Below are 21,594 nucleotides of genomic sequence, written 5' to 3'. Positions count from 1 at the left end.
GGTCAGCCGGTGAGCTGCTCGTAGGCGGGCAGGGTGAGGAAGTCCGCGTAGTCCTCGTCCAGCGCGACCTTCAGGAGCAGGTCGTGCGCCTGCTGCCAGCGGCCGGCCGCGAAGGCCTCCTCGCCGATCTCGGCGCGGATGTCCGCGAGTTCCCGCGCGGCGATCTCACGGGTCAGCTCCGGGGTGGCCGCCACGGTCCTTCCGTCGTGCTCGAAGACGACACCCGCGTTGATCCACTGCCAGATCTGCGAGCGCGAGATCTCGGCGGTGGCGGCGTCCTCCATGAGGTTGAAGATGGCGACGGCACCCAGGCCGCGCAGCCAGGCCTCGATGTAACGGATGCCGACCTGCACGGCGTTGACCAGACCGTCGTACGTCGGCCGCGCGTCGAGCGAGTCGACGGCGATGAGGTCACCGGCCGCGACCGACACGTCCTCGCGCAGCCGGTCCTTCTGGTTGGGCCGGTCGCCGAGGACGGCGTCGAAGGAGGCCAGCGCGATCGGGACGAGGTCGGGGTGGGCCACCCACGAGCCGTCGAAGCCGTCGCCCGCCTCACGGTCCTTGTCGGCCTTGACCTTCTCGAAGGCCACTTTGTTGACCTCCTCGTCGCGCCGCGAGGGGATGAAAGCGGCCATGCCGCCGATCGCGTGGGCGCCGCGCCGGTGGCAGGTGCGGACGAGGAGTTCGGTGTACGCCCGCATGAACGGGGCCGTCATCGTGACCGCGTTGCGGTCCGGCAGGACGAACTTGGTGCCGCCGTCACGGAAGTTCTTGACGATGGAGAACAGGTAGTCCCAGCGGCCCGCGTTCAACCCCGAGGCGTGGTCGCGGAGTTCGTAGAGGATCTCGTCCATCTCGTACGCGGCCGTGATCGTCTCGATCAGGACGGTCGCCCGGACCGATCCCTGCGGGACACCGACGTAGTCCTGCGCGAAGACGAACACGTCGTTCCACAGGCGTGCTTCGAGGTGGGACTCGGTCTTGGGCAGATAGAAGTAGGGGCCCTTGCCGAGGTCGAGCAGCCGCCGCGCGTTGTGGAAGAAGTAGAGACCGAAGTCGACGAGCGCGCCGGGCACGGGCGTGCCGTCGGCGGCGACGAGGTGACGCTCGTTCAGATGCCAGCCGCGCGGCCGCATCACGACGGTCGCGAGCTCGGCGTCCGGCCGGAGGGCGTACGACTTGCCGGAACCCGGGTCGGTGAAGTCGATGCTCCGGGTGTAGGCGTCGATCAGATTGAGCTGACCGGTGACCACGTTCTCCCAGGTGGGCGCCGAGGCGTCCTCGAAGTCCGCGAGCCAGACGCGGGCTCCCGAGTTGAGGGCGTTGATGGTCATCTTGCGGTCGGTGGGGCCGGTGATCTCGACCCGGCGGTCCTCGAGCGCGGCCGGGGCCGGGGCCACCCTCCAGGAGTCGTCCGCGCGGATCGCGGCGGTCTCCGGGAGGAAGTCGAGCGTGGAGGTGCGGGCGATCTCGGCGCGCCGCTCCGCGCGGCGGGCGAGGAGCTCGTCACGCCGGGGCGTGAACAGCCGGTGCAGCTCGGCCACGAAGGCGAGGGCCGCTTCGGTGAGGACCTCCTCCTGCCGGGGCAGGGGCTCGGCGTCGACGATGGCCAGCGGGGACGGCGCTGGTGCGGACATGAGCTGTCACTCCTTCAGCGAGCTACGTGCGGGCGAGCCGGTCGTGGCGATCCGCGTACGGGGCCTGCGGGCGTGCCGCATGCCGGTCGGACGAGCGAACCACGGAAGGCGTCACCGCGCCTGGCACCCGGTGCCGTGGCACACGCGGACCGGGCCGGGCGCCTTCGACACGGCGAGGCGCTTCTGAGCAGTGGATACTAATTTCCTCATGGTGGAAGTTCAATGGTTTGTTGATGTCGAGATTCTCCAGGTCGACGGAAGGTGGCGCTCGGTGCCACCCCGTTCACTCGAGGTGGACCAGGTCGGCCTCCGTGTCGATGTCGTACGCCCGCGCCACGTCCCCGCACTCGACGAGGGTGAGGGCGTCCTCGTGGGCCTTCAGATAGGCGCGTGCCCCCCGGTCGCCGGTGGCGGTCGCCGCGATCCCGGCCCAGTGACCGGCCCCGAACAGCACCGGATGGCCGCGTTCACCGTCGTACGCCGCCGCGGCGAGCGTCAGCGGAGAGGCGTACGCGGCCAGCACCCGGGCCACCGCCTCCCGGCCGATCCCCGGCTGGTCGACCAGCGACACCAGCGCGGCCCGCGCCCCCGAGTCCGCCAGTGAGTCGAGCCCGGCCCGCAGCGAGGAGCCCATGCCCTCCTCCCAGCGGGGGTTGTCCACGAGGACGCACCCGGTCAGCGACGCCTGATCCCGTACGGCGTCGGCCCGGGCGCCGAGCACGACATGGACGCGGGCGCAGCCGCCGGCCCGCAGTTCCTCCACCGCGTGCTCGACGAGGGGCCGCCCCCGGTGGGGCAGCAATGCCTTGGGGCGGCCCCCGAGACGCCGTCCGCCTCCGGCCGCCAGCACCAGCCCCGCCACCTCGCCCTTGTTCTCCGTCATGCCCCCTGCATACCCGACCCGGCCCGGGCATGCCCCGGAACCCCGGCCGTCACCGCGGTGTCCCCGGGCTGAATTTCGGTCCGCGCAGTGGCGCCCGGCGCACCGGGTGGCGTTTACTGGCCCGCGTCCCCCGGCGCCTGACCACCGCCACGGGGGCTGAAGCCGCCATGGGCGGGACCGACGCACAACAGCGTGCGCGAGGGGGAGAGCTGTGTTGCGGAGCTTGGGGCAGAGACCGGTGACGGGCAGCGACGAGGATCCGAGGGTGGCGGAGTTGCGTACCGCCGTCGCCCGGCTGCGCCGTGAACTCGCCGTCCATCCGGTCGAGTTCCCCGACCGGGGTATCGCCGAGGACGAGCTCGCGTCCCTCGCCGCGATGGCCGCCGGAGGCATGCCGGAGATTCCCCGGCTGCGCCGCTCGCTCCTCCTGGTCGCGGGCGCGATCGGCTCGGTGAGCGCTCTCGCCACCCGCCTCGCCGACGTCCGCAGCGCGGTCGAACTCTTCGGGGAACCCCCGCACCGCACCCGCCTCTGAGCCGCCAGGGCCGGGCAGACGGGAATTGTCAGACAGGCCTAGCGCCCTCTGCGGATGACGCCCCGCTCGGTGGCCGCCGCCACGGCGGATGTGCGGGAGTCCACGCCCAACTTCGCGTAGATGTGGACCAGATGGGACTTCACGGTCGCCTGGCTCAGGAACAGCTCCTTGCTGATCTGCTGGTTCGAGAGACCGTCCTTGACCAGTTCGAGCACCTCGAGTTCACGGCGGCTGAGTGCGGCGGCCGGGGTGCGCATGCGGTCCATGAGCCGGTCGGCGACCTTCGGGGCGAGCGCCGAGTGACCCGAGGCCGCCGTGCGCACGGCGGCGGAGAGCTCCTCGGGAGGGGCGTCCTTGAGGAGGTAGCCACAGGCGCCCGCCTCGACCGCGGCGAGGATGTCCGCGTCGGTGTCGTACGTGGTCAGGACGAGAACCCGGGGTGCGCCCGGGCGTGCCGCGATGGCCGCCGTGGCCTCCGCCCCGTGCGTCCCGGCGCCGAACTGGAGGTCCATGAGGACGACGTCCACACCGCCTGCCCCGGCCCGCTCCACCGCGGCCTCCGCCGTCGCCGCCTCCGCGACGATCTCGAAGTCCGGTTCCGCGGACAGCACCGCGCGCAGTCCGGCGCGGACGACGGGGTGGTCGTCCGCGAGCAGCAGTCGGACGGTCATGCCCGGCTCCCCACGGCGCGGCGGTCCGTATCGGCCGGCTCCCCGGTGGCGGGCACGGGCAGCGGCAGCGTGACCGCCACCGCCGTGCCCTGACCGGGAGCCGACTCGACGGTGAACCTCCCGCCCAGCGACCGCGCGCGCGAACGCATCGCGGGCAGCCCGAAGCCCCCGTCCGTGGCGTCGCCGTGCGTGGCATCGCCGTCCGCGGTGTCTCCGTCCGGGCGCTTCCGGTTCAGGTGGTGCCGGTCCGGACGGTCCCGGTCCGGACGTACGTCGCCGGGGGTGAAGCCGGTGCCGTCGTCCACCACATCCAGTGCGACCGAGGTGTCCATGAAGCTGAGCGTGATCTCCACGCGATCCGCGCGCGCGTGGCGCAGCGTGTTACCGAGCGCCGACTGGGCGATCCGCAGCAGGGCCACCTCGTACGGGGTCGGAAGCCCGGCCGGCGTGCCGCTCACCGAGAAGCGGACCTCCGGCGCCTCCACGGCGGCCGACCGGCACAGCCGCTCCAGCGCGCCGGCGAGCGAACCGCGCTCCAGCTCGGGAGGGGTGAGCGCGCGGACGAAGCGACGGGCTTCGGCGAGGTTGTCCTGCGCGGTCGCGCGGGCCTGCTCCACATGCGGGGCGGCGGGGGAGTCCGCGGGCAGCAGCCGCTGGGCGGCCCGCATCAGGAGCTGGATGCTGGACAGGCCCTGGGCGAGCGTGTCGTGGATCTCCCGGGCCAGCCGCTCCCGCTCCGCGAGCGTGCCCGCGGCGCGTTCGGCCTCGGCCAGCTCGGCGCGGGTGGTGATCAGCTCCTCGATCAGCTCGCGGCGGCGCTCGCTCTCCCGGTACAGCGCCTCGTACCCGAGGACCGTGGCGACCGCGACCCCCGCCCCGAGCAGCGGGCCGATGAACGCGCCGGGGGTGAGGGGCGCGCCGTGCGCCACGAAGCTCGCGACGGCCGCCCCGGCGGTCAGGGCGACCGCGGGCAGGCTCCAGCGCACCGGCAACAGGTGAAGCTGCAGGAAGTAGAGCGGGAAGGCCACCCACAGCCCGTCCGGTGAGAGCGCGACGAGCGCCAGCCAGCTCGCGCCGAGGGCGGCCACCCACAGCGCGGCCGCACGCCGTGAGCGGTGCACCGCCGGGGAGACCGCGCCCGCCACGAGCACCACGCCCGTCACCAGGACCGACAGGACGACAGCCGTCGGGTGCCCGGTGTCCCCGGAACGGACGGCGGCCAGCAGGAGAAGGCCGGCGAGCAGGACGTACAGACACAGCCGCAGGGTGGCGACGACGGGGGAGGGGCGGGGGACATTCATGGTCGTTCCAGGGTAGGCGGGACAGGACCGGCTCCGGTCAACCGAAAGGTTGAAAGAGGGCTGCTCCCTTCGCCGGCGCCGTCCCCCTCCCTGGTCCGTGGGCGGGCGTTCCTCCGGTTCCGTCCGGTGCGTCTCCCGGCGGTCCGGACGCCCCTCCTTCGGCCCGGCTGAAGCATGCGCCGGTGCGATGCCCCGGACAGGGCGCGGGCGGCAGGCTCGGAGCATGTTCGTCGCCTGGAGAGACCTACGGTTCGCCAAGGGGCGGTTCGCCCTGATGGGAGCCGTCGTCCTACTGATCACCCTGCTCGTGGGCCTGCTGTCCGGGCTGACCGCCGGGCTCGCCGAGGAGAACACCTCGGCGGTCACCGCCCTGCCCGCCGACCACCTCGCCTTCGCCGCGCCGGCCGCGGGACAGCCGGTGTCCTTCACCGGCGCCCCGATGCCGGTCCGCGCCCGGGAGACCTGGGCCGGGCGGCCCGGCGTCACCTCGGCCGAGCCGATCGGCATCCGCACCCTGAACGCCTCCGCCGGGGACCGTACGGCCGCGGTGTCGTCCTTCGCGGTGCGGCCGGGCTCGGGCATCGCCCCGGCGGGAGTCGCCCCCGGGCGTGCCGTGCTGTCCGAGAAGGCCGCCGCGGCACTCGGCGTGGGGCGAGGGGACCGGGTGGTGCTCGGTGGCGCCGGGCTGACCGTCGCCGCCGTGGCGGGCCCCGCCTCGTACAGCCACACCCCCGTCGTGTGGACCGACCTCTCCGGTCCGGCGACCGTGCTCGCCCTGCGCACCGACGGAGCCGATCTGCGGGCGGGCGACCGCGCCGCCGGCACGAAGACGTTCACGAGAGGCGAGGCGCTCACCGCCATCGGCTCCTACCGGGCCGAGAACGGCTCGCTCCAGCTCATGCGCGGATTCCTCTTCGTCATCTCGGCGCTCGTCACCGGGGCGTTCTTCACGGTCTGGACGATCCAGCGGTCGCCCGACATCGCGGTCCTGAAGGCACTGGGCGCCTCCACGCCGTACCTCCTGCGCGACGCGCTGGGCCAGGCCGTCGTCATGCTCACCGCCGGGACGCTGCTCGGCAGCGGGCTCGCGGCCGGAGCCGGCGCACTCGTGCGGGGCGGCGACGTCCCGTACGCCCTGGACGTCACGACCGTGCTCGGACCCGCCGCCGTGACGATCGCCCTCGGGGCGCTCGGCGCGGGACTCGCCGTCCGCCGGGTCACGGCCGTGGACCCCCTGACCGCTCTGGCGAGCGCCCGATGAGGGCCCCGGCCGGGCTCGGCGGCGGCCCCGCACCGAGGCCCCGGACCGACCGGACCGACCGGACCGACGCACAGGAGAGTGCCGCGTGAGCCTGACCCTCGACGACATCACCCTCACCTACCCCGACGGCGACGGCCGTCTGACCGCCCTGGACGGTGTCGGCCTGCGGGTGCCGGCCGGCACGACGACGGCCGTCGTCGGTCCCTCCGGATCCGGCAAGTCCAGCCTCCTCGCGGTCGCCGCGACCCTGGTCGCCCCGGACCGCGGGCGCGTTCTCGTCGGCGGTACGGAGACGGGGGCTCTGACCTCCGCCGAGCGGGCCGTCCTGCGGCGGCGCGAGATCGGCATCGTGTTCCAGCAGCCCAACCTGCTGCCCTCCCTGACCGCACTGGAACAGCTCCAGGTGATGGGCCACCTGGACGGACGCCGTCAAGTGGCGCAGCGCGCACGGGAGTTGCTTGCCGAGGTGGGGCTCGGCGACCTGGCGAACCGGCGTCCGCACCAGTTGTCCGGCGGTCAGCGACAGCGGGTGAACATCGCCCGCGCGCTGGTCAACGAGCCCTCGGTGCTGCTGGTCGACGAGCCGACCAGCGCCCTCGACCAGGAGCGCGGGACGGCGGTGCTCGACCTGCTGCTGCGGCTCACCCGTGAACGCGCGACGGCGACCGTCCTCGTGACGCACGACCGCGCCCGCCTCGACGAGGCGGACGCGGTACGGGAGATGAGGGACGGGCGCCTGGGGGCGCCGGTCGCGGTGTTGGAGGTGGAGTGACCCGGGCGTGGCTCCAGGGACGGAGTGACCTGGTCGTGGTGCCGGGGGCGGAGCGACCCGGCACGGCGCCGGGGGCCGAGTGGCGGAGCGACCCGGACGCGGCACCTGCGGCGGAGCGACCCCGCCGCCGTCGGCGTTCGGGTCAGCCGAGACCCGGGCCCGAGCTGGCCAGGGCCTCCGACAGCTCCACCGCGACCTGCTGAAGCACCGGCACGATCTTCTCGGTGGCGGCCTCGGTGACCCGGCCGGCCGGCCCGGAGATCGAGATCGCGGCGGCGGTCGGGGAGTCGGGCACGAGGACGGCCAGGCAGCGGACGCCGATCTCCTGCTCGTTGTCGTCGATCGCGTAACCGGTCCGGCGCACCTCGTCGAGCGCGGCGAGGAAGCCGTCCGGAGTGGTGATCGTCTTCTCCGTCGCGGCGGGCATTCCCGTACGGGCGAGCAGCGCGCGCACCTCGTCGTCCGGGGTGTGGGCCAGCAGCGCCTTGCCGACACCCGTCGAGTGCGGGAGCACCCGGCGGCCCACTTCGGTGAACATGCGCATCGAGTGCTTGGACGGCACCTGGGCGACGTAGACGATCTCGTCACCGTCGAGCAGCGCCATGTTCGCGGTCTCGCCGGTCTCCTCCACCAGACGCGCCAGATACGGGCGGGCCCAGGTGCCGAGCAGCCGGGAGGCGGACTCGCCGAGGCGGATCAGCCGGGGGCCGAGCGCGTACCGGCGGTTGGCCTGCTGCCGCACGTATCCGCAGGCCACGAGCGTGCGCATCAGCCGGTGAATGGTGGGCAGCGGCAACCCGCTGCTCGCGGAGAGCTCGCTCAGACCGACCTCGCCCCCGGCGTCCGCCATGCGCTCCAGCAGATCGAAGGTGCGCTCGAGGGACTGGACGCCGCCACTGGAAGCGGACGATCTGGGGTCGGTGGAGCTGGCGCTGGACGGCGGCACGGCGGCGGTCCTTTCGGGGCGCGGTATCGAGCGGGGTGACCCGAAGACTCTCGAAGGGGCGGCGGCGGGTGGCAGGCAGAAGCGCAGCCTACCCGGCAGCCGACGGGCCACCGGGTAGGGTAAGGCTACTTCTGCCTGTCGGAATATTGATTTCACTTTGCGGAAAGTGCTCTGTCGGGTGCATCGGGGGGTGATGGTGCGGCCGGGTCGGGGGAGGGTGGAGAAATGAGCCCTTGACGAGGTGGAGGCCGGGGTGAAGACTTCTTCAACAGAAAGTTGAATTCCGTTACGCCGAAGCAACGCGGCGGCAACGGGAGTCGACGGCGGCGGAGAGAGGGGTCCGGGTGTCCGATGCCGAACTGGTGCTGCGCTCGACGCGCGTCATCACGCCCGAGGGGACGCGCGCCGCTTCGGTCGCGGTCGCCGCGGGGACGATCACGGCCGTGCTGCCGTACGACGCCGAGGTCCCGTCCGGCACCCGGCTCGAGGACTTCGGTGACGACGTCCTGCTGCCCGGGCTCGTCGACACCCACGTCCATGTGAACGACCCCGGCCGCACCGAGTGGGAGGGCTTCTGGACCGCGACCCGCGCCGCGGCCGCCGGTGGCATCACCACCCTGATCGACATGCCGCTCAACTCCCTCCCGCCGACGACGACGGTCGACCACCTCCGTACGAAACAGGACGTCGCCCGCTCCAAGGCGCACATCGACGTCGGCTTCTGGGGCGGCGCGCTGCCCGGCAACGTCAAGGATCTCCAGCCCCTCTACGAGGCAGGGGTGTTCGGGTTCAAGGCGTTCCTGTCGCCGTCCGGGGTCGAGGAGTTCCCCGAACTCGATCAGGAGCAGCTCGCCCGGTCCCTCGCCGAGATCGCCGGCTTCGGCGGCCTGCTGATCGTGCACGCCGAGGACCCGCACCACCTGGCCGCCGCCCCGCAGAAGGGCGGCCGCAGATACGCCGATTTCCTCGCCTCGCGCCCCCGGGACGCCGAGGACACCGCCATCGAGAGCCTTGTCGCGCAGACCAGGCGTCTCGACGCGCGGGTGCACGTGCTGCACCTGTCGTCGAGCGACGCGCTCCCGCTGATCGCCGCGGCCAAGGCGGACGGCGTCCGGCTCACGGTGGAGACCTGCCCGCACTACCTCACCCTGACCGCCGAGGAAGTCCCGGACGGCGCGAGCGAGTTCAAGTGCTGCCCGCCCATCCGCGAGGCCGCCAACCAGGACCTGCTGTGGCAGGCGCTGGCCGACGGCACCATCGACTGCGTGGTCACCGACCACTCCCCGTCGACCGCCGACCTCAAGACGGACGACTTCGCGACCGCGTGGGGCGGCATCTCCGGCCTCCAGTTGAGCCTCGCCGCCGTCTGGACCGAGGCGCGCGGGCGCGGCCACGGTCTGGAGGACGTGGTCCGCTGGATGTCCTCCCGCACGGCCGAACTGGTCGGCCTGGGCGGCAGGAAGGGAGCCATCGCGGCGGGACGCGACGCCGACTTCGCGGTGTTCGCCCCCGACGAGACCTTCACCGTCGACCCCGCCGCGCTCCAGCACCGCAACCGGGTGACGGCATACGCGGGCAGGACTCTCGACGGCGTCGTGAAGTCGACCTGGCTGCGCGGCGAACGCGTCTTTTCGGACGGCGAGTTCACCGATCCGCAGGGTCACCTGCTGACCCGTACGACCTGATCCCCGCCCCGACCTGATCCTTCCGCCCCGCGGCGGCCGACTCCCGAAAGGAACCCCTGATCACCGTGACGGCGACCCAGAGCTTCACCGGAGACGCGCATCCCTACGGAGGCGGTGACCCGTACGCGGACTACCGCACCGCCGAGTTCCCCTTCACCCGGTACGCCAACCTGGCGGACCGGCAGCTCGGCGCGGGTGTCGTCGCCGCCAACGACGAGTTCTTCGCCCAGCGCGAGAACCTTCTCGTGGCCGGGGCCGCCGCGTTCGACCCCGAGCACTTCGGCCACAAGGGCAAGGTCATGGACGGCTGGGAGACCCGGCGGCGCCGTGGCGCCTCCGCCGAGCACCCGTGGCCGACCGCGGAGGACCACGACTGGGCCCTGGTGCGGCTCGGCGCCCCCGGTGTGATCCGCGGGATCGTCGTCGACACCGCCCACTTCCGCGGCAATTATCCGCAGGCCGTGTCGGTCGAGGGCGCCTCGGTGCCCGGGTCGCCCTCACCCGAGGAACTCCTGGCGGACGAGGTGAAGTGGACAACTCTGGTACCGCGTACGCCGGTCGGCGGGCACGCGGCCAACGGATTCGAAGTCTCTGTCGAACAGCGCTTCACCCATCTACGGGTCAACCAGCACCCCGACGGGGGCATCGCGCGACTGCGGGTGTACGGCGAGGTCGTGCCCGACCCGCGCTGGCTGTCCGCCCTCGGCACCTTCGACGTGGTCGCCCTGGAGAACGGCGGACAGGTCGAGGACGCCTCCGACCTCTTCTACTCGCCCGCCACCAACACCATCCAGCCCGGCCGTTCGCGGAAGATGGACGACGGCTGGGAGACCCGCAGGCGACGCGACGACGGCAACGACTGGATCCGCTACCGGCTCGTCGCCCGGTCCGAGATCCGCGCCGTCGAGATCGACACGGCCTACCTGAAGGGCAACAGCGCCGGATGGGCCTCGGTTTCGGTGCGCAACGGTGACGACGGAGACGCGGGGGAGTGGACGGAGATCCTGCCCCGCACCCGGCTCCAGCCCGACACCAATCACCGCTTCACCCTCGCGGCACCCGCCGTCGCCACGCACGCGCGCGTGGACATCTTCCCGGACGGCGGCATCTCCCGCCTGCGCCTCTTCGGCTCCCTCACGGAGGAGGGGGCGTCCCGCCTGACGGCACGCCACCAGGAACTCGGCGGCTGAGCCGCCCGATTCCGCCCCCCGGCCGGGCGCGCCGCCGAGGCCCGCGCGGAGGCCGCCCGGGAGCGGCCCCCGCGGCGTCGCCGCGGTCCGTCCCGGCAGGGCCGGCCCTCCGCAGGGCCGGCCCCGGGGTCGTCACGCCGCGTGTCCGCCGTCCACCGCGAACTCCGCCCCCGTGACGTATCCCGCCTCGCTCCCCGCCAGATACGCGACGATCGACGCGACCTCGTCGGCGGCACCGAAGCGGCCCACCGCGGTCAGCGCGCTCTGGCCCGCCGCGTACGGGCCGTCCGCCGGGTTCATGTCCGTGTCTACGGGACCGGGATGGACGATGTTGGCGGTGATCCCGCGGCCGCCGAGTTCCCGCGCCAGTGCCTTGGTCAGGCCGATCAGCGCGGACTTGCTCATCGCGTAGAGCGTCCCTCCCGGACCGGGGACGCGCTGCGCCATGCAACTGCCGATCGTGACGATCCGCCCGCCGTCCCCGAGGTGCGGCGCGGCCGACCGGGAAGCCAGGAAGACCCCCCGGACGTTCACGTCGAGCACCCGGTCCACGTCCGCCAGGGTCAGGGATGCGAGCGGACCCAGGACCCCCACCCCGGCGTTGTTGACGAGGACGTCGAGCCGCCCGAACTCCGCGACGACCCGGTCCGCCACCGTGCCGGCCTCCGCCGCGTCGGAGGCGTCCGCGCGCAGGGCGAGCGCCCTGCGCCCGAGCGCCTCCACACCCCGTACGACGTCCTCCGCGGCCTCCTTGCCGCTCACATAGGTGATGGCCACGTCCGCGCCCTCGCGGGCCAGCCGCAGCGCCGTCGCGGCCCCGATACCCCGGCTCCCGCCGGTCACGAGGGCCACCTTGCCGTTCATGTCTCGCTGAGAAGTCATGGACCCATCCCAGCCGCCGAAGCCGCGCGACACCGGCGGCGAACGGACACCGACATCGGTGGATGACATGATGATCGGCGACATAGGGCGACGGCGGAACGAGGAAGCCGGTGTGAATCCGGCGCGGTCCCGCCACTGTGACCGGCGAGCGAGCAGCACGGGCCACCACCCCGACCGGGGTGCGGGGGCGGAGCGTTCGGGATCCGGGAGCCAGGAGACTCACGCGGTCGCCTCCTCGATCAACACCGGGGCGGATCTCCCCGGGTGGGGAGTGGTGGGCTGTGCCCAAGACGCCGTCGGAAGAGATGCCGGGCGAGTCCGTGGGGGTGGGCGGACCCGTGCCGTGCCGGGTCGTCGTGTGCCGGGACTGCTGCTGCGGCAGTCCCAAGGTGACCGGAGTGGATCACGCCGCGCAGACCGCGCGGCTGCGCGCGGAGGTACCGGTGCGCGTCTCCGCATGCCTCGACGTGTGCGACCAGGCCAACGTCATCGTCGTACAGCCGTCCGCCGCGGGCCGGGCCGCCGGCGCACGGCCCGTCTGGCTCGGACTCGTCAACGACCCGGACGCGACCGAGGACATCGTGGCCTGGGTGCGCGCCGGCGGTCCGGGAGTGGCTCCGCCGCCGGACATCCTCGACCTGTACACCTTCGCCCCGCCGAGGCGCCCGGCGGATTCCTGAGGCCTGCGCACCAACACGGCCGACCGGCCCCGGGACGCCCGAGTGTGGCGTCCCGGGGCCTTTCGATGCCCTGTCAGGACGTAACAGGCCAAGGACGTTTGCGTCCAGCCGATCTCTCTTCCACCCCTCGTGACCTGCGGCGAAAGTAGTTCTTGCCACCGGGCGACACACCCGGGACGACCTCCACGGCTGCACCTGCAGGGCAGCCGGGCGGTCGGTGACGTGCCTTCGCCCGTTCCCCTTCCACACCGCAGGAGAGATCATGAAGTTCAGCCACGCCGTCCGCCGTACCACCGCAGCCGTCGCCGCCGTCGGCGCGATGTCCCTCGGCATGGTGGCCACCACCGCCGGCGCCGCCCACGCCGTCGCGTCGTGCTCCGGTGACGTGTCGATGTACGGGACGCTGTCGGACGGCCGGCTGACGTACACGCAGATCGCTCCGGACACGGGCAACCGCGTCAAGACGCTCATCGGCCCGAACCTCGGCTTCACGCCCAAGGCGATGGCGACGCTCAACTTCAACACGGTCCTGGTCACGTCGACCACCGGCGACCTCTACCGGGTCGACATCCAGACGAACAACACCTCCCTCGGGGTCGCGGGAGTCGTCAAGATCTGGGACGGCGGCTGGACCTTCGACAAGATGGTCTACGACGGAGCCGGCCACCTCTACGGAACCGTCGACGGCCAGCTCCACCAGTACCTCGTCTCGCAGCCCAAGCCCGCCGGCTCGGCCCACATAGGCCAGCACGTCGTGATCGACACCGGCTTCGTCCTCAAGACGCTCGCCGCCGCGGGCGACGACCGCATCGTCGCCTCGACCGCGGACGGCCGACTGCTCAGCTACAAGATCAACGGAGTGGACGACTGGGACCTCTCCGTCCTCAAGGCGAGCGGCTGGTCGGCGGTCGACTCGCTCTCCTCGCCCGGCGGCGGCCTCTACTACGGCCGAACCAACGGCGGCATGTACTGGTACTCCGACGCCGACCCGACCGACGGTGACGGCAGCGACGTCACGTACCACTCCGACGACCCGGTGGACGCCTCCGGCTGGACCCAGAGCCTGCTGTCGGCCTACGCGAACAACTGCGCCTACGTGCCGTCGGCGCCGCCGAAGTCCGTCCAGGGCGGCACCATCTACCGCAGCGAGGTCATGGACCGGGCCAAGAACTGGTACACCCGCAACGTCCAGTACGACCAGGGCGCTTCCGCCGTGGACGTCGACGGCGACCACTCCTACCGCACGGACTGCTCCGGCTTCGTCTCCATGGCCTGGCACCTCACCAACTCCCTGACGACCGAGACGCTTTCCAGCGCGAGCACGCAGATCAGCAAGGCCGCCCTCCTGCCCGGTGACGCGCTGAACGACTACTCCGAGCACGCCGTCATCTTCGCGGGCTGGAAGAACCAGGACACGGGCACCTTCTACTACTACTCCGAGAGCAGCCCGGCGACGGACATGAACTACTCGACCGCGAACATCAACAGCGGTGACATCAGCGGCCACCCGGCCTCGGACTACGTCGCCCTGCGCTACAAGAAGATCGCCTGACGCCCCACCCGACGCCTCGAAGGCCCCGCCGATCCCCGGCGGGGCCTTCGAGGCGTCCGCACACCGCCCGCGCTCGGAGATGTCCTGGCCATGCTCCGGCTCACGCCGAAAAGGGCGGCGCCCCCTCGGTTCGAGGGGGCGCCGCCCTTTCAGGCCGACGGGGCGCGGCCGTGGCGCGTGGCGGTCGGTCGCGGCGGGCGGCCTACTGCCAGCCGGCGTCCGCCGGAGCGACCTGCCGGCCGGCGTCCGTCGGAGCGACCTGCCAGCCGGCGTCGGAGGCGAGAACGGAGGAGGCCGGAACCGCGTCCGCCGTGGACCGGTGCGTGACCACCGGGGCGGCGAGAGCCGCGGCGACGACGAGGGAGGAGACCGCGGCGGCCTTGGCGATGCGGGTACGAAGCATGGCTGTTTCCGTTCCTTCCGGGACGAGATGCGGTGTCCGGCCTGCTGTCGCGCCCCGCGGTGGCGCTCGGCTCGGCCGGTGATTCATAGGTTCGTCGCAGCTCAGGCCCGAGGAAAGGGTTCACGGCTGGACGGAAGCGGCCTTGGACCGATGCGTCCACGGGGGCCGCTTCCGTCCACCGCCCGCGGTTCGAAGGCCAGGGGCATCAGCGGCACTCCGGCGCCGGTCGGCCGCGCCGTGGCCAACTGCGGTACGGCGCGCAGCAGTCGGCGGGTGGTCCGTACCGCTCGTTCCTCCGCGTCCTCGAGCGCATCGGCCAACAGGTAGAAGCCGAGCGTGAGTTCGGAAGGAGAGACGGCATGCACGGCGACGTGCTCGACGCCGTCGCGGGGAACGATCGCCGATCGCACCAGAGTCCTGATGTTCTGCGGCAGTTCGTCGCCGGGCGGCAGTTCCAGATATGTGTGGACCAGGTACATGCAGTCCAGAATCTCAACGGGACGCGTCAACAAGTCGGCTTGTGCGGTGGCCAGTTGAGGCCATGGCCGGTTCGGTCCTCCCCCTGTGACGATCCCCTGTCCTCTGCGAAGATCATCGTGGGACAGGGGAGGGTCTGTGGAAACTGGGGGGAACCTGATGCTGACCGCGCTGGGACTCGATGCCGCCGCCGAGACGGTGTATCGCGCCATGCTCAGAAGTCCGGCCGCCGGTGTCGCGGCCCTCGCCGACACCGTGGGGCTGCGCGGGGAAGAGGTGCGCGACGCCCTCGACACGTTGAGCGAACTGGCCCTGGTGCGCCCCGCCGCGGGGGACGCGGGCCGGCTCCGGGCCGTCTCGCCCGATATCGGCATGGAGATCCTGATGGGCCGCCAGCAGGCCCAGTTGGCGGCCCAGCAGCAGCGCCTCGAATCCTCCCGGGCCGCCGCGGCGCAGCTCATCTCCGAGTACGCCGAGCTCCGCCCGGCCACCAGCCATCCAGGGGTGGAGCAACTCGTCGGCCTCGACCAGATACGCGACCGGCTGGCCGTACTCACCCGCGAGGTGCGCGAGGAGTTCCTGGCCTTCGCCCCGGGCGGACCCCAGACCGCGGAGAACATGGCCGCGTCACGCCCGCTCAACGAGGACCTGCTCGGCCGCGGGGTGCGCATGCGCACGATCTACCTCGACAGTGTCCGTACGAACCGGCCCACCGTCGAACACGCCACCTGGCTGGCCCGGCTGGGCGGCCGGGTCCGCACGGTTCCGTCCCTGCCGACCCGGATGATCCTCATGGACCGGCTGACCGCCATGATCTCGGTCAGCAGCGACGACACCGCCGCCGGCGCCGTCCTGCTGACCGGTCAGGGCACCCTCACCGCCCTGTGCGCGCTCTTCGAGACCACCTGGGAATCCGCCCAGCCGCTCGGCGAGATCGTCCCCACCGACCCGAACGGACTCACCGGCCAGCAGACGACCACCCTCCGGCTCCTGGCCGAGGGCCACACCGACGAGGCCATCGCCAAACGGCTCGGGGTGTCGCACCGCACGGCCCGCCGGATCGCCTCCGAACTGATGGAACGCCTCGACGCCCGCAGCCGTTTCGAAGCCGGCGTACGAGCCGTCCAGCAGGGCTGGCTGCCACCTCGCCTCTGAACCGTCAGTCAGGCGCCCCACGCCGCCGACGGCACCGGTCGTGCGTATCGTGCCCGGTGATCGGTGGATCTTGAGGGCGGCGGAGGGGCGGCGCGGGGCGTGGGCGAGGACGTGGTGGTGGTTGCGTACGCCGAGGGGTGGGACGCCGGTGCCCGTCGGGCGATTGGGCTGCTGACGCGGGCGGAGGCGGAGGAACGGGACGGAGCCGGGGAGCCCTACGTGGTGCTGCACCGGATTCCGGGGCGCGCGGTCCCCACGGAGGTGCATCTCGTCGCCTGGCGCGACCATTTCGTCGGGCAGTGGGTGTACGACGAGCTCGGCCGACGTGTCCGCGACGTGGACCTCCGTCTGCTGGACGGCGACCGCCTGTTCCTGCGGCAGTACGTGGAACGGCGTTATGCCTCACGGGAACAGCCGGACCTGGCGCCCGACGCCCGGCGGGTCACGCTGGAACTCCTCCCGGGGCGAGCCGGCAGGAAGGTGCTGGAAGAACGCGGCGACAGCGGCGGGTCGTTCCACACCGTGGCCGATGTGCCGGAGGACCAGCGGTGGCACGACCGGTCCGGGTTCGGGGTACGGGCGGTCGGCCGTGCGTCCGGGCCGTCGGACGCGCCCGAGTCAGGTGACGTCACCGCGGTGGAGGCGCCTTTCGCGGGCGGCCAGGAGCCCGCGACCCTGTGGCGTCCGCCGAAACCCATGCGTCTGAAGGTGGCGCTCAACGCACTCTTCCAGCCCGGCAATTCCTTCCCCGTGGAACCCTGGACCAAGACGGAGACAGCCGAACCGCGGCACATCGCGATGGTGCGGATCCCGACCGGCCGCCTGGCCGTCTCGGACCCGGGCGCGGCCGAGCCCCGCGAACTCGCCGAGCGCATACCCCCCGGCGCGTACCCGATGGAGACCGCCGTGATCACCGGCGAGGGTGAGTACGAGGGGAACCGGTTCCCGGTCACCGAGGTACCCGCCGTGCGGCTGCTGATCCGGGAAGAGCCCGCCGTCGCCTGGGAGTTGGCGCTGAGCCGGGACGAGGACCCTCGTCTGCTCCTCGACGGCCACGCCTACGGCTTCGGCACCGACGGCGCGGCCGGCGGTTTCGCGGACGCCGCGGCCTGGGAGACGCTGTCCGGCAGAGTCAGGCGCTACTACGAGGACCAGGACGACGACGCGTGCGAGTCGGTCGGCGACGGCTACGTGCGCGCCATCGACGAGGTGACCGGCAGCGACCTGGTGTCGTTCTGCACGGGCGGCGACGGAACCTGGCCGGTATGGCTCGGCCGTTCCGCCGCCGGCGAGCTCGTCTCGGTCGTGGTGGTCACGTCGTACCTCTAGCCTTGCCCCCGGATCTTCGCCCGCGCACACGTCGTGGGCCGGCCGCGCTCACACCGTCAGCCAGCCCCGAAGCGCCGCCTGCACCCCCGTCTGGAACCGCGTCTGTGTGTTCAGTGACTTCATCAGACGGGTGATGCGGCGCCGGACCGTGTGGACGTGGATGTCCAGGCGCCGGGCGATCGCCTCGTCCTTCAGGCCGGACGCGAGCATGGTCAGCAACTCCCGGTCCTGGTCCGTGATCTGGCTGTCCGACGGGGATCCGATGGGCACGGCCCGTTCCCAGACCGCCTCGAACAGCGGCACCAGCGCGTTGCTCAGGAGCGAGTCGTTGATCACCAGGGCCGAGGCCGTCGGGTCCGCCGCGTCCGTCGGCGGCAGCAGTGTCACCCGCCGGTCGACCGTGATCAGCTTCGTCGGCAGATCCGCGCTCACCCGGATCTGCACGCCCTGCGCGGCCAGGTCGCCCAGGCCCCGGGCGCGGCCGTGGAACCGCAGACCCTCGCGGTCCACCACGGTCCGTACCCGCACCCCGCGCCGTACGGGTTCGGTCACGTCGAGCGGAGAGGGCATCCCGTCCGGTTCGCTCGCCGCGTAGGGCGGCCGGTCCAACAGTGCCACCTCCGTGCGCGCGGAGACCAGCAGCGAGGCCACCCGCGCGGCGATCGCATCGCCGCCCCGGACCGTCTCGATCCCGAGTGCGGGGGAGCCGTGCGTGGAGCTCAGGAGATGGGCCGCCATCCGGTCCACCGTCCCGGTGAGCTCCTCCAACTCGGCCGATCTGCGCAGCAGATCGGCCCGATGGACGTGGATCAGGTTGCGCAGCGCGGTGGCGGGGGCGATCGCGACGGGCACCGGGGTGTCGCGGGCGGACCGGGTGAACCCGTGCTCGAAAAGCCGGTCGAGGGCGGCCGTGAGCCGGGCCGCGGAGAGCCCGGCGGACCGGGCCAGGTCCTCCCGGGAAGGGTGTTCGCGGACGTTCAACAAGGCCTCGTAGACCTTGAGTTCTTCCGTACCCAGCCCGAGAGCCTGCCACTGTCCGTCCACCGTGTCCCCGCCCACACCACGATTCTCACGCGTTCTCGCAGGCCGCACAAGGTGATGTTCCCGCAGGCCACACAAGTGTGCACGTACACAAGTGCCCACCTGGAACGCATTGTTCACACCCCTGTTCCGGCATTTGCATGTCCGCATCCGATATCCGTTCACGCATCTGTGACACCGGAGGGGCAACGTGCGGAGTGCAGGACGCAGGAGATCAGCCACAGCGGGGCAGCGGTACGGCGGCATGTCCGTCGGCCAGGGCACGGCGGCACTGCTCGCCGCCGCGGGCCTGTTGGTGACGGCCGTTCCGGCCGCCCACGCGGACACCGCCACCACGGCCGCCACGTCCGACGCGTCCGGTGTGACGCCGGGCACCGGGACCGACACGCCCTCGCTCGTCACCGGGCTCCACGAGGAGGCCGCCGCCGGCGGGACCCCGGCCGACGCCGCCCGCGGCCATCTCGGGGCGATGAAGGGCCGCTACCACATAGCCGACACCTCGGCGAAGGGCCTGGTCTCGGCCGGGACCACGACCGAGAAGGGCGGCAAGGAGACGGTCCGCCTCCAGCAGAAGTACAAGGGCGTCCCGGTCCTGGGCGGCCAGTACCTCGTACGGATGACCGCGAAGGACGGCAGACGCACCGTCACCGGCACCTCCGGCAACTACTTCACCGGCCTGAAGCTGGACTCGGTCACCCCGAAGGTCTCCGAGAAGACCGCGATCGAGCGCGCGGTCGGCGCCGTCACCGCACAGCAGGGCGGAGGTCTGCTGCGTGCCCCGGCCGAGGGGGAGAAGGCCGGGACGCGGCAACTGACGGGCGAGGACCAGGGGGTGACGATCCTGCCGCGGGGCACCGGTGTGCTCACCCGGCACATCACCGTCACCGGAGTCGACGCCGCGGACGGCACGCCGGTGCGGCAGGAGGTGTACATCGACGCCCGCTCCGGCTTCCCCGCGCTGCGGTACAGCGGCATCGAGACCTTCGGCGCGACGGGCACCCCGACCGGTGCCGCCGACGAAGCCGCGCCGGACGGCGACGCTGCCACCGTCACGGCCGCCGACCAACTGGTGGTCAAGGGCACGGGCGTTCGCTACAACGGCGAGAAGACCGAGCTCAACCTGTACAAGGACACCAAGGGTGTCTACCAGATGATCGACTACAGCAAGCGGGCCGCGGACAGCCCGTACAACGGCGAGATGATCGCCACGTACGACGCCCGCGGTCGCGACGTCTCCGCCGCGTCCGGTAGGTGGCCGAGCGGTATCAAGACCTTCCAGTCGGCCACTACCGACCTCGGCGAGGACTACACCGACTCCGGTGCGGTCGACGCCCATTGGGCCGCCGGGAAGGTGTACGACTACTACAAGAACCACTTCGGCCGGAACGGTCTCGACGACAAGAACGGTTTCATCTACTCCCTGGTGGGCGTGACCTCCAACGGGCAGCCGTACGACAACGCCTTCTGGGACGGCTCCAAGATGGTGTACGGCCAGGGCAGCGGCGACTTCCGCACGTTCTCCGCGGACACCGACGTCGTCGGCCACGAGATGACCCACGGCGTCGTCGAGCACACCGCGAACCTGGTCTACGCGGGCCAGTCCGGCGCGATGAACGAGGCGCTGGCCGACTACTTCGGCAACGCCATCGACCTGGAGGCCAACCACCAGTCGATGGACGACCCGGACGCGGGGCTTCTCGGCGAGGACCTGTGCACCACCAAGAGCCCGCGCGCGTGCGCCCTGCGCGATCTCAACGACGGCGCCACCACGTCGAAGGACTTCGTCGGCGTCACCTACCGCGGTGACGACGGTGGTGTGCACCTCAACTCCACGATCTTCTCCGGCGCCCTGTGGGACATGCGTCAGGACCTCGGCGGCGAGCTGGCCGACCAGATCGTCTACCGGGCCCTGTCCGCGTACATGACCCCGCTGGACGGCTTCACCGAGGGGCGTGCGGCGGTCATCGCGGCCGCTCAGGAACTGGGCGTCACCAAGGCCCGGTTGAAGACCGTCAAGACCTCCTTCGACGCGCACGGCATCGTGCCCGGCTGGGAGAAGGCGCTCGGCGTCGACACCGACACCATCCTGTCCAAGGTCAACGTGGCGGGTACCGGCGTGAGCGCCGGCAACGGCAAGTACGCGCTCTCGCGCTCCAACGAGGACGGCAGCGAGCCGTACTCGGTGTGGGTCGGCAACACGAGCGGCAAGGGCACACCGGTACAGAAGAGCCCCAACAACGGCAACTACAACGTCTACGCGAGCACGGACGGCAAGAACGTCGCCTGGGCCGAGTTCGCCTCGACGGCCGTCTACTTCCACGTCCGCCCGGTCGGAAGCGGCGTCGACAAGGTCGTCGGCGGCGCCGCCGCCAACATCTCCGGGATCGTCCTGAACGGCGACATCCTCGTCTACACCGCGCCGGACCCGTACCTCGGTCTCCAGCACGTCTGGTACCTCAACATCAGGACCGGGGAGATCAAGCAGGTCAACAGCAGCTACTCGACCGCCACCGCGCTGCCCTCGGTCCGTGACGGCAAGATCGCCTACGCGAAGATGTGGCCTGAGTCCGACGGCTACAAGCTCGGTGTCGAGGTCCTCGACACGGCCACCGGCAAGACCGTACTGATGCCGGTCGACGGATCCACGACGGCCGGCCTCGGCCAGACCGCCCTGACCGACGACGGCGTCACCTGGATCGAGGACGACGACGCCACCGACACCGGCGAGGCCGCGGTCAAGCGCGCCGCGCTCGACGGTACGGGGCTGACCACTCTCACCCCCGAGTCCGGCGACGCCTCGCTGTACGCCTACTCCCTGACGGCCTCGGACGACGCGGTCACCGTGACGACACTGCCCCCGGCCACGACGTGGGCCAACGACACGCTGCCGAAGCTGTACCAGGTGGCGTCCGACGGCACGGGCGCCGCGCAGCGCGTCTCCTGCGACCGCGGCGACCAGGTGTACGCGGCCGCGGACAGCGGGCAGCGCGTGCTCTGGCTGGACGGCACCACCGGCTACACGAACCTCGTGAAGCGGGACCGCCCGGCGGGCCGCTGCTGATCTGATCCGACCCCCGCGAAGACAGGAGCGGCCGGGCCCCGGGGGAGTCCGGCCGCTCCTCATCCACGCGAAGTCGGCCGATATCCATGCGAAGTCGGTCGATGGCACCGCGGTCTTCGGTGGTGACGTACTC

19 protein-coding genes and 1 riboswitch are annotated in these 21,594 nt (G+C 71.9%); of the genes, 10 read left to right on the top strand and 9 right to left on the bottom strand.

Features of this window, described 5'->3' with window-relative positions:
* Positions 1-2 precede the first annotated feature (2 nt).
* Together aceB and ACWEBX_RS24430 are read right to left on the bottom strand one after the other, a co-directional pair.
* Positions 3-1,637 carry a malate synthase A gene (aceB, locus tag ACWEBX_RS24435; protein WP_451886953.1) on the bottom strand — a complete coding sequence of 545 codons (1,635 nt, stop codon included), beginning with the start codon at positions 1,635-1,637 and terminating at the stop codon, positions 3-5.
* Between the two features lie 283 nt (positions 1,638-1,920).
* A complete protein-coding gene (locus ACWEBX_RS24430) occupies positions 1,921-2,520 on the bottom strand; it encodes a nucleotidyltransferase family protein (RefSeq protein WP_451886952.1) in 600 nt (199 codons plus the stop codon).
* Positions 2,521-2,731: 211 nt separating this feature from the next.
* On the opposite strand from ACWEBX_RS24430, the gene ACWEBX_RS24425 reads away from it, so the two are divergent.
* On the top strand, positions 2,732-3,055 hold the full coding sequence (locus tag ACWEBX_RS24425; RefSeq protein WP_451886951.1) for a DUF5955 family protein: 324 nt from the start codon (positions 2,732-2,734) through the stop codon (positions 3,053-3,055).
* A 38-nt stretch (positions 3,056-3,093) separates the two neighbouring features.
* On the opposite strand, the gene ACWEBX_RS24420 is transcribed toward ACWEBX_RS24425, so the two are convergent.
* Together ACWEBX_RS24420 and ACWEBX_RS24415 are read right to left on the bottom strand one after the other, a co-directional pair.
* A complete protein-coding gene (locus ACWEBX_RS24420) occupies positions 3,094-3,726 on the bottom strand; it encodes a response regulator (RefSeq protein WP_451886950.1) in 633 nt (210 codons plus the stop codon).
* Positions 3,723-5,027, bottom strand: coding sequence for a sensor histidine kinase (locus ACWEBX_RS24415; protein ID WP_451886949.1), 1,305 nt, complete (start codon positions 5,025-5,027; stop codon positions 3,723-3,725). Before ACWEBX_RS24415 ends, ACWEBX_RS24420 begins: the two co-directional genes overlap by 4 nt.
* Before the next feature lie 223 nt (positions 5,028-5,250).
* Here ACWEBX_RS24415 and ACWEBX_RS24410 point away from each other — a divergent pair, with 223 nt between their 5' ends.
* Both ACWEBX_RS24410 and ACWEBX_RS24405 read left to right on the top strand, forming a co-directional pair.
* On the top strand, positions 5,251-6,288 hold the full coding sequence (locus ACWEBX_RS24410; RefSeq protein ID WP_451886948.1) for an FtsX-like permease family protein: 1,038 nt from the start codon (positions 5,251-5,253) through the stop codon (positions 6,286-6,288).
* Between the two features lie 85 nt (positions 6,289-6,373).
* On the top strand, positions 6,374-7,060 hold the full coding sequence (locus ACWEBX_RS24405; protein WP_451886947.1) for an ABC transporter ATP-binding protein: 687 nt from the start codon (positions 6,374-6,376) through the stop codon (positions 7,058-7,060).
* A 142-nt stretch (positions 7,061-7,202) separates the two neighbouring features.
* Here ACWEBX_RS24405 and ACWEBX_RS24400 read toward each other — a convergent pair whose 3' ends face one another.
* Positions 7,203-8,006: an IclR family transcriptional regulator gene (locus ACWEBX_RS24400; protein WP_451886946.1), complete on the bottom strand. Its 804-nt coding sequence runs from the start codon at positions 8,004-8,006 to the stop codon at positions 7,203-7,205.
* Between the two features lie 344 nt (positions 8,007-8,350).
* Between ACWEBX_RS24400 and allB the strand changes: the two genes are divergently transcribed.
* A complete protein-coding gene (gene allB / locus ACWEBX_RS24395; RefSeq protein ID WP_451886945.1) occupies positions 8,351-9,691 on the top strand; it encodes an allantoinase AllB in 1,341 nt (446 codons plus the stop codon).
* A 65-nt stretch (positions 9,692-9,756) separates the two neighbouring features.
* Positions 9,757-10,881, top strand: coding sequence for an allantoicase (gene alc, locus ACWEBX_RS24390; protein WP_451886944.1), 1,125 nt, complete (start codon positions 9,757-9,759; stop codon positions 10,879-10,881).
* Between the two features lie 132 nt (positions 10,882-11,013).
* Here alc and ACWEBX_RS24385 read toward each other — a convergent pair whose 3' ends face one another.
* Complete coding sequence (locus ACWEBX_RS24385) at positions 11,014-11,763, bottom strand: 3-oxoacyl-ACP reductase family protein (protein ID WP_451886943.1); 750 nt, start codon at positions 11,761-11,763, stop codon at positions 11,014-11,016.
* Between the two features lie 66 nt (positions 11,764-11,829).
* A riboswitch (cobalamin riboswitch) is annotated at positions 11,830-12,004 on the top strand.
* 64 nt (positions 12,005-12,068) lie between these two features.
* Between ACWEBX_RS24385 and ACWEBX_RS24380 the strand changes: the two genes are divergently transcribed.
* Together ACWEBX_RS24380 and ACWEBX_RS24375 are read left to right on the top strand one after the other, a co-directional pair.
* Positions 12,069-12,443 (top strand): (2Fe-2S) ferredoxin domain-containing protein, encoded by a 375-nt coding sequence (locus ACWEBX_RS24380; RefSeq protein ID WP_451886959.1) that lies wholly within the window; start codon positions 12,069-12,071, stop codon positions 12,441-12,443.
* Between the two features lie 262 nt (positions 12,444-12,705).
* The gene (locus ACWEBX_RS24375; RefSeq protein ID WP_451886942.1) at positions 12,706-13,995 is read left to right on the top strand and encodes a tachylectin-related carbohydrate-binding protein; all 1,290 of its coding nucleotides are present in this window, start codon (positions 12,706-12,708) and stop codon (positions 13,993-13,995) included.
* A gap of 202 nt (positions 13,996-14,197) precedes the next feature.
* On the opposite strand, the gene ACWEBX_RS24370 is transcribed toward ACWEBX_RS24375, so the two are convergent.
* Both ACWEBX_RS24370 and ACWEBX_RS24365 read right to left on the bottom strand, forming a co-directional pair.
* Complete coding sequence (locus tag ACWEBX_RS24370; protein WP_451886941.1) at positions 14,198-14,398, bottom strand: hypothetical protein; 201 nt, start codon at positions 14,396-14,398, stop codon at positions 14,198-14,200.
* Positions 14,399-14,499: 101 nt separating this feature from the next.
* A complete protein-coding gene (locus ACWEBX_RS24365) occupies positions 14,500-14,877 on the bottom strand; it encodes a hypothetical protein (RefSeq protein ID WP_451886940.1) in 378 nt (125 codons plus the stop codon).
* A 157-nt stretch (positions 14,878-15,034) separates the two neighbouring features.
* Here ACWEBX_RS24365 and ACWEBX_RS24360 point away from each other — a divergent pair, with 157 nt between their 5' ends.
* The gene (locus tag ACWEBX_RS24360; RefSeq protein WP_451886958.1) at positions 15,035-16,030 is read left to right on the top strand and encodes a helix-turn-helix domain-containing protein; all 996 of its coding nucleotides are present in this window, start codon (positions 15,035-15,037) and stop codon (positions 16,028-16,030) included.
* 99 nt (positions 16,031-16,129) lie between these two features.
* Positions 16,130-17,359 carry a DUF4241 domain-containing protein gene (locus ACWEBX_RS24355; RefSeq protein WP_451886939.1) on the top strand — a complete coding sequence of 410 codons (1,230 nt, stop codon included), beginning with the start codon at positions 16,130-16,132 and terminating at the stop codon, positions 17,357-17,359.
* Between the two features lie 48 nt (positions 17,360-17,407).
* On the opposite strand, the gene ACWEBX_RS24350 is transcribed toward ACWEBX_RS24355, so the two are convergent.
* Positions 17,408-18,418: a LuxR C-terminal-related transcriptional regulator gene (locus ACWEBX_RS24350; RefSeq protein ID WP_451886938.1), complete on the bottom strand. Its 1,011-nt coding sequence runs from the start codon at positions 18,416-18,418 to the stop codon at positions 17,408-17,410.
* 226 nt (positions 18,419-18,644) lie between these two features.
* Here ACWEBX_RS24350 and ACWEBX_RS24345 point away from each other — a divergent pair, with 226 nt between their 5' ends.
* Complete coding sequence (locus ACWEBX_RS24345; protein WP_451886937.1) at positions 18,645-21,461, top strand: M4 family metallopeptidase; 2,817 nt, start codon at positions 18,645-18,647, stop codon at positions 21,459-21,461.
* Positions 21,462-21,594: the final 133 nt, after the last annotated feature.

The organism is Streptomyces sp. NPDC005070 (genome assembly GCF_053600395.1).
This window is presented reverse-complemented; position numbering and strand designations above follow the sequence as displayed.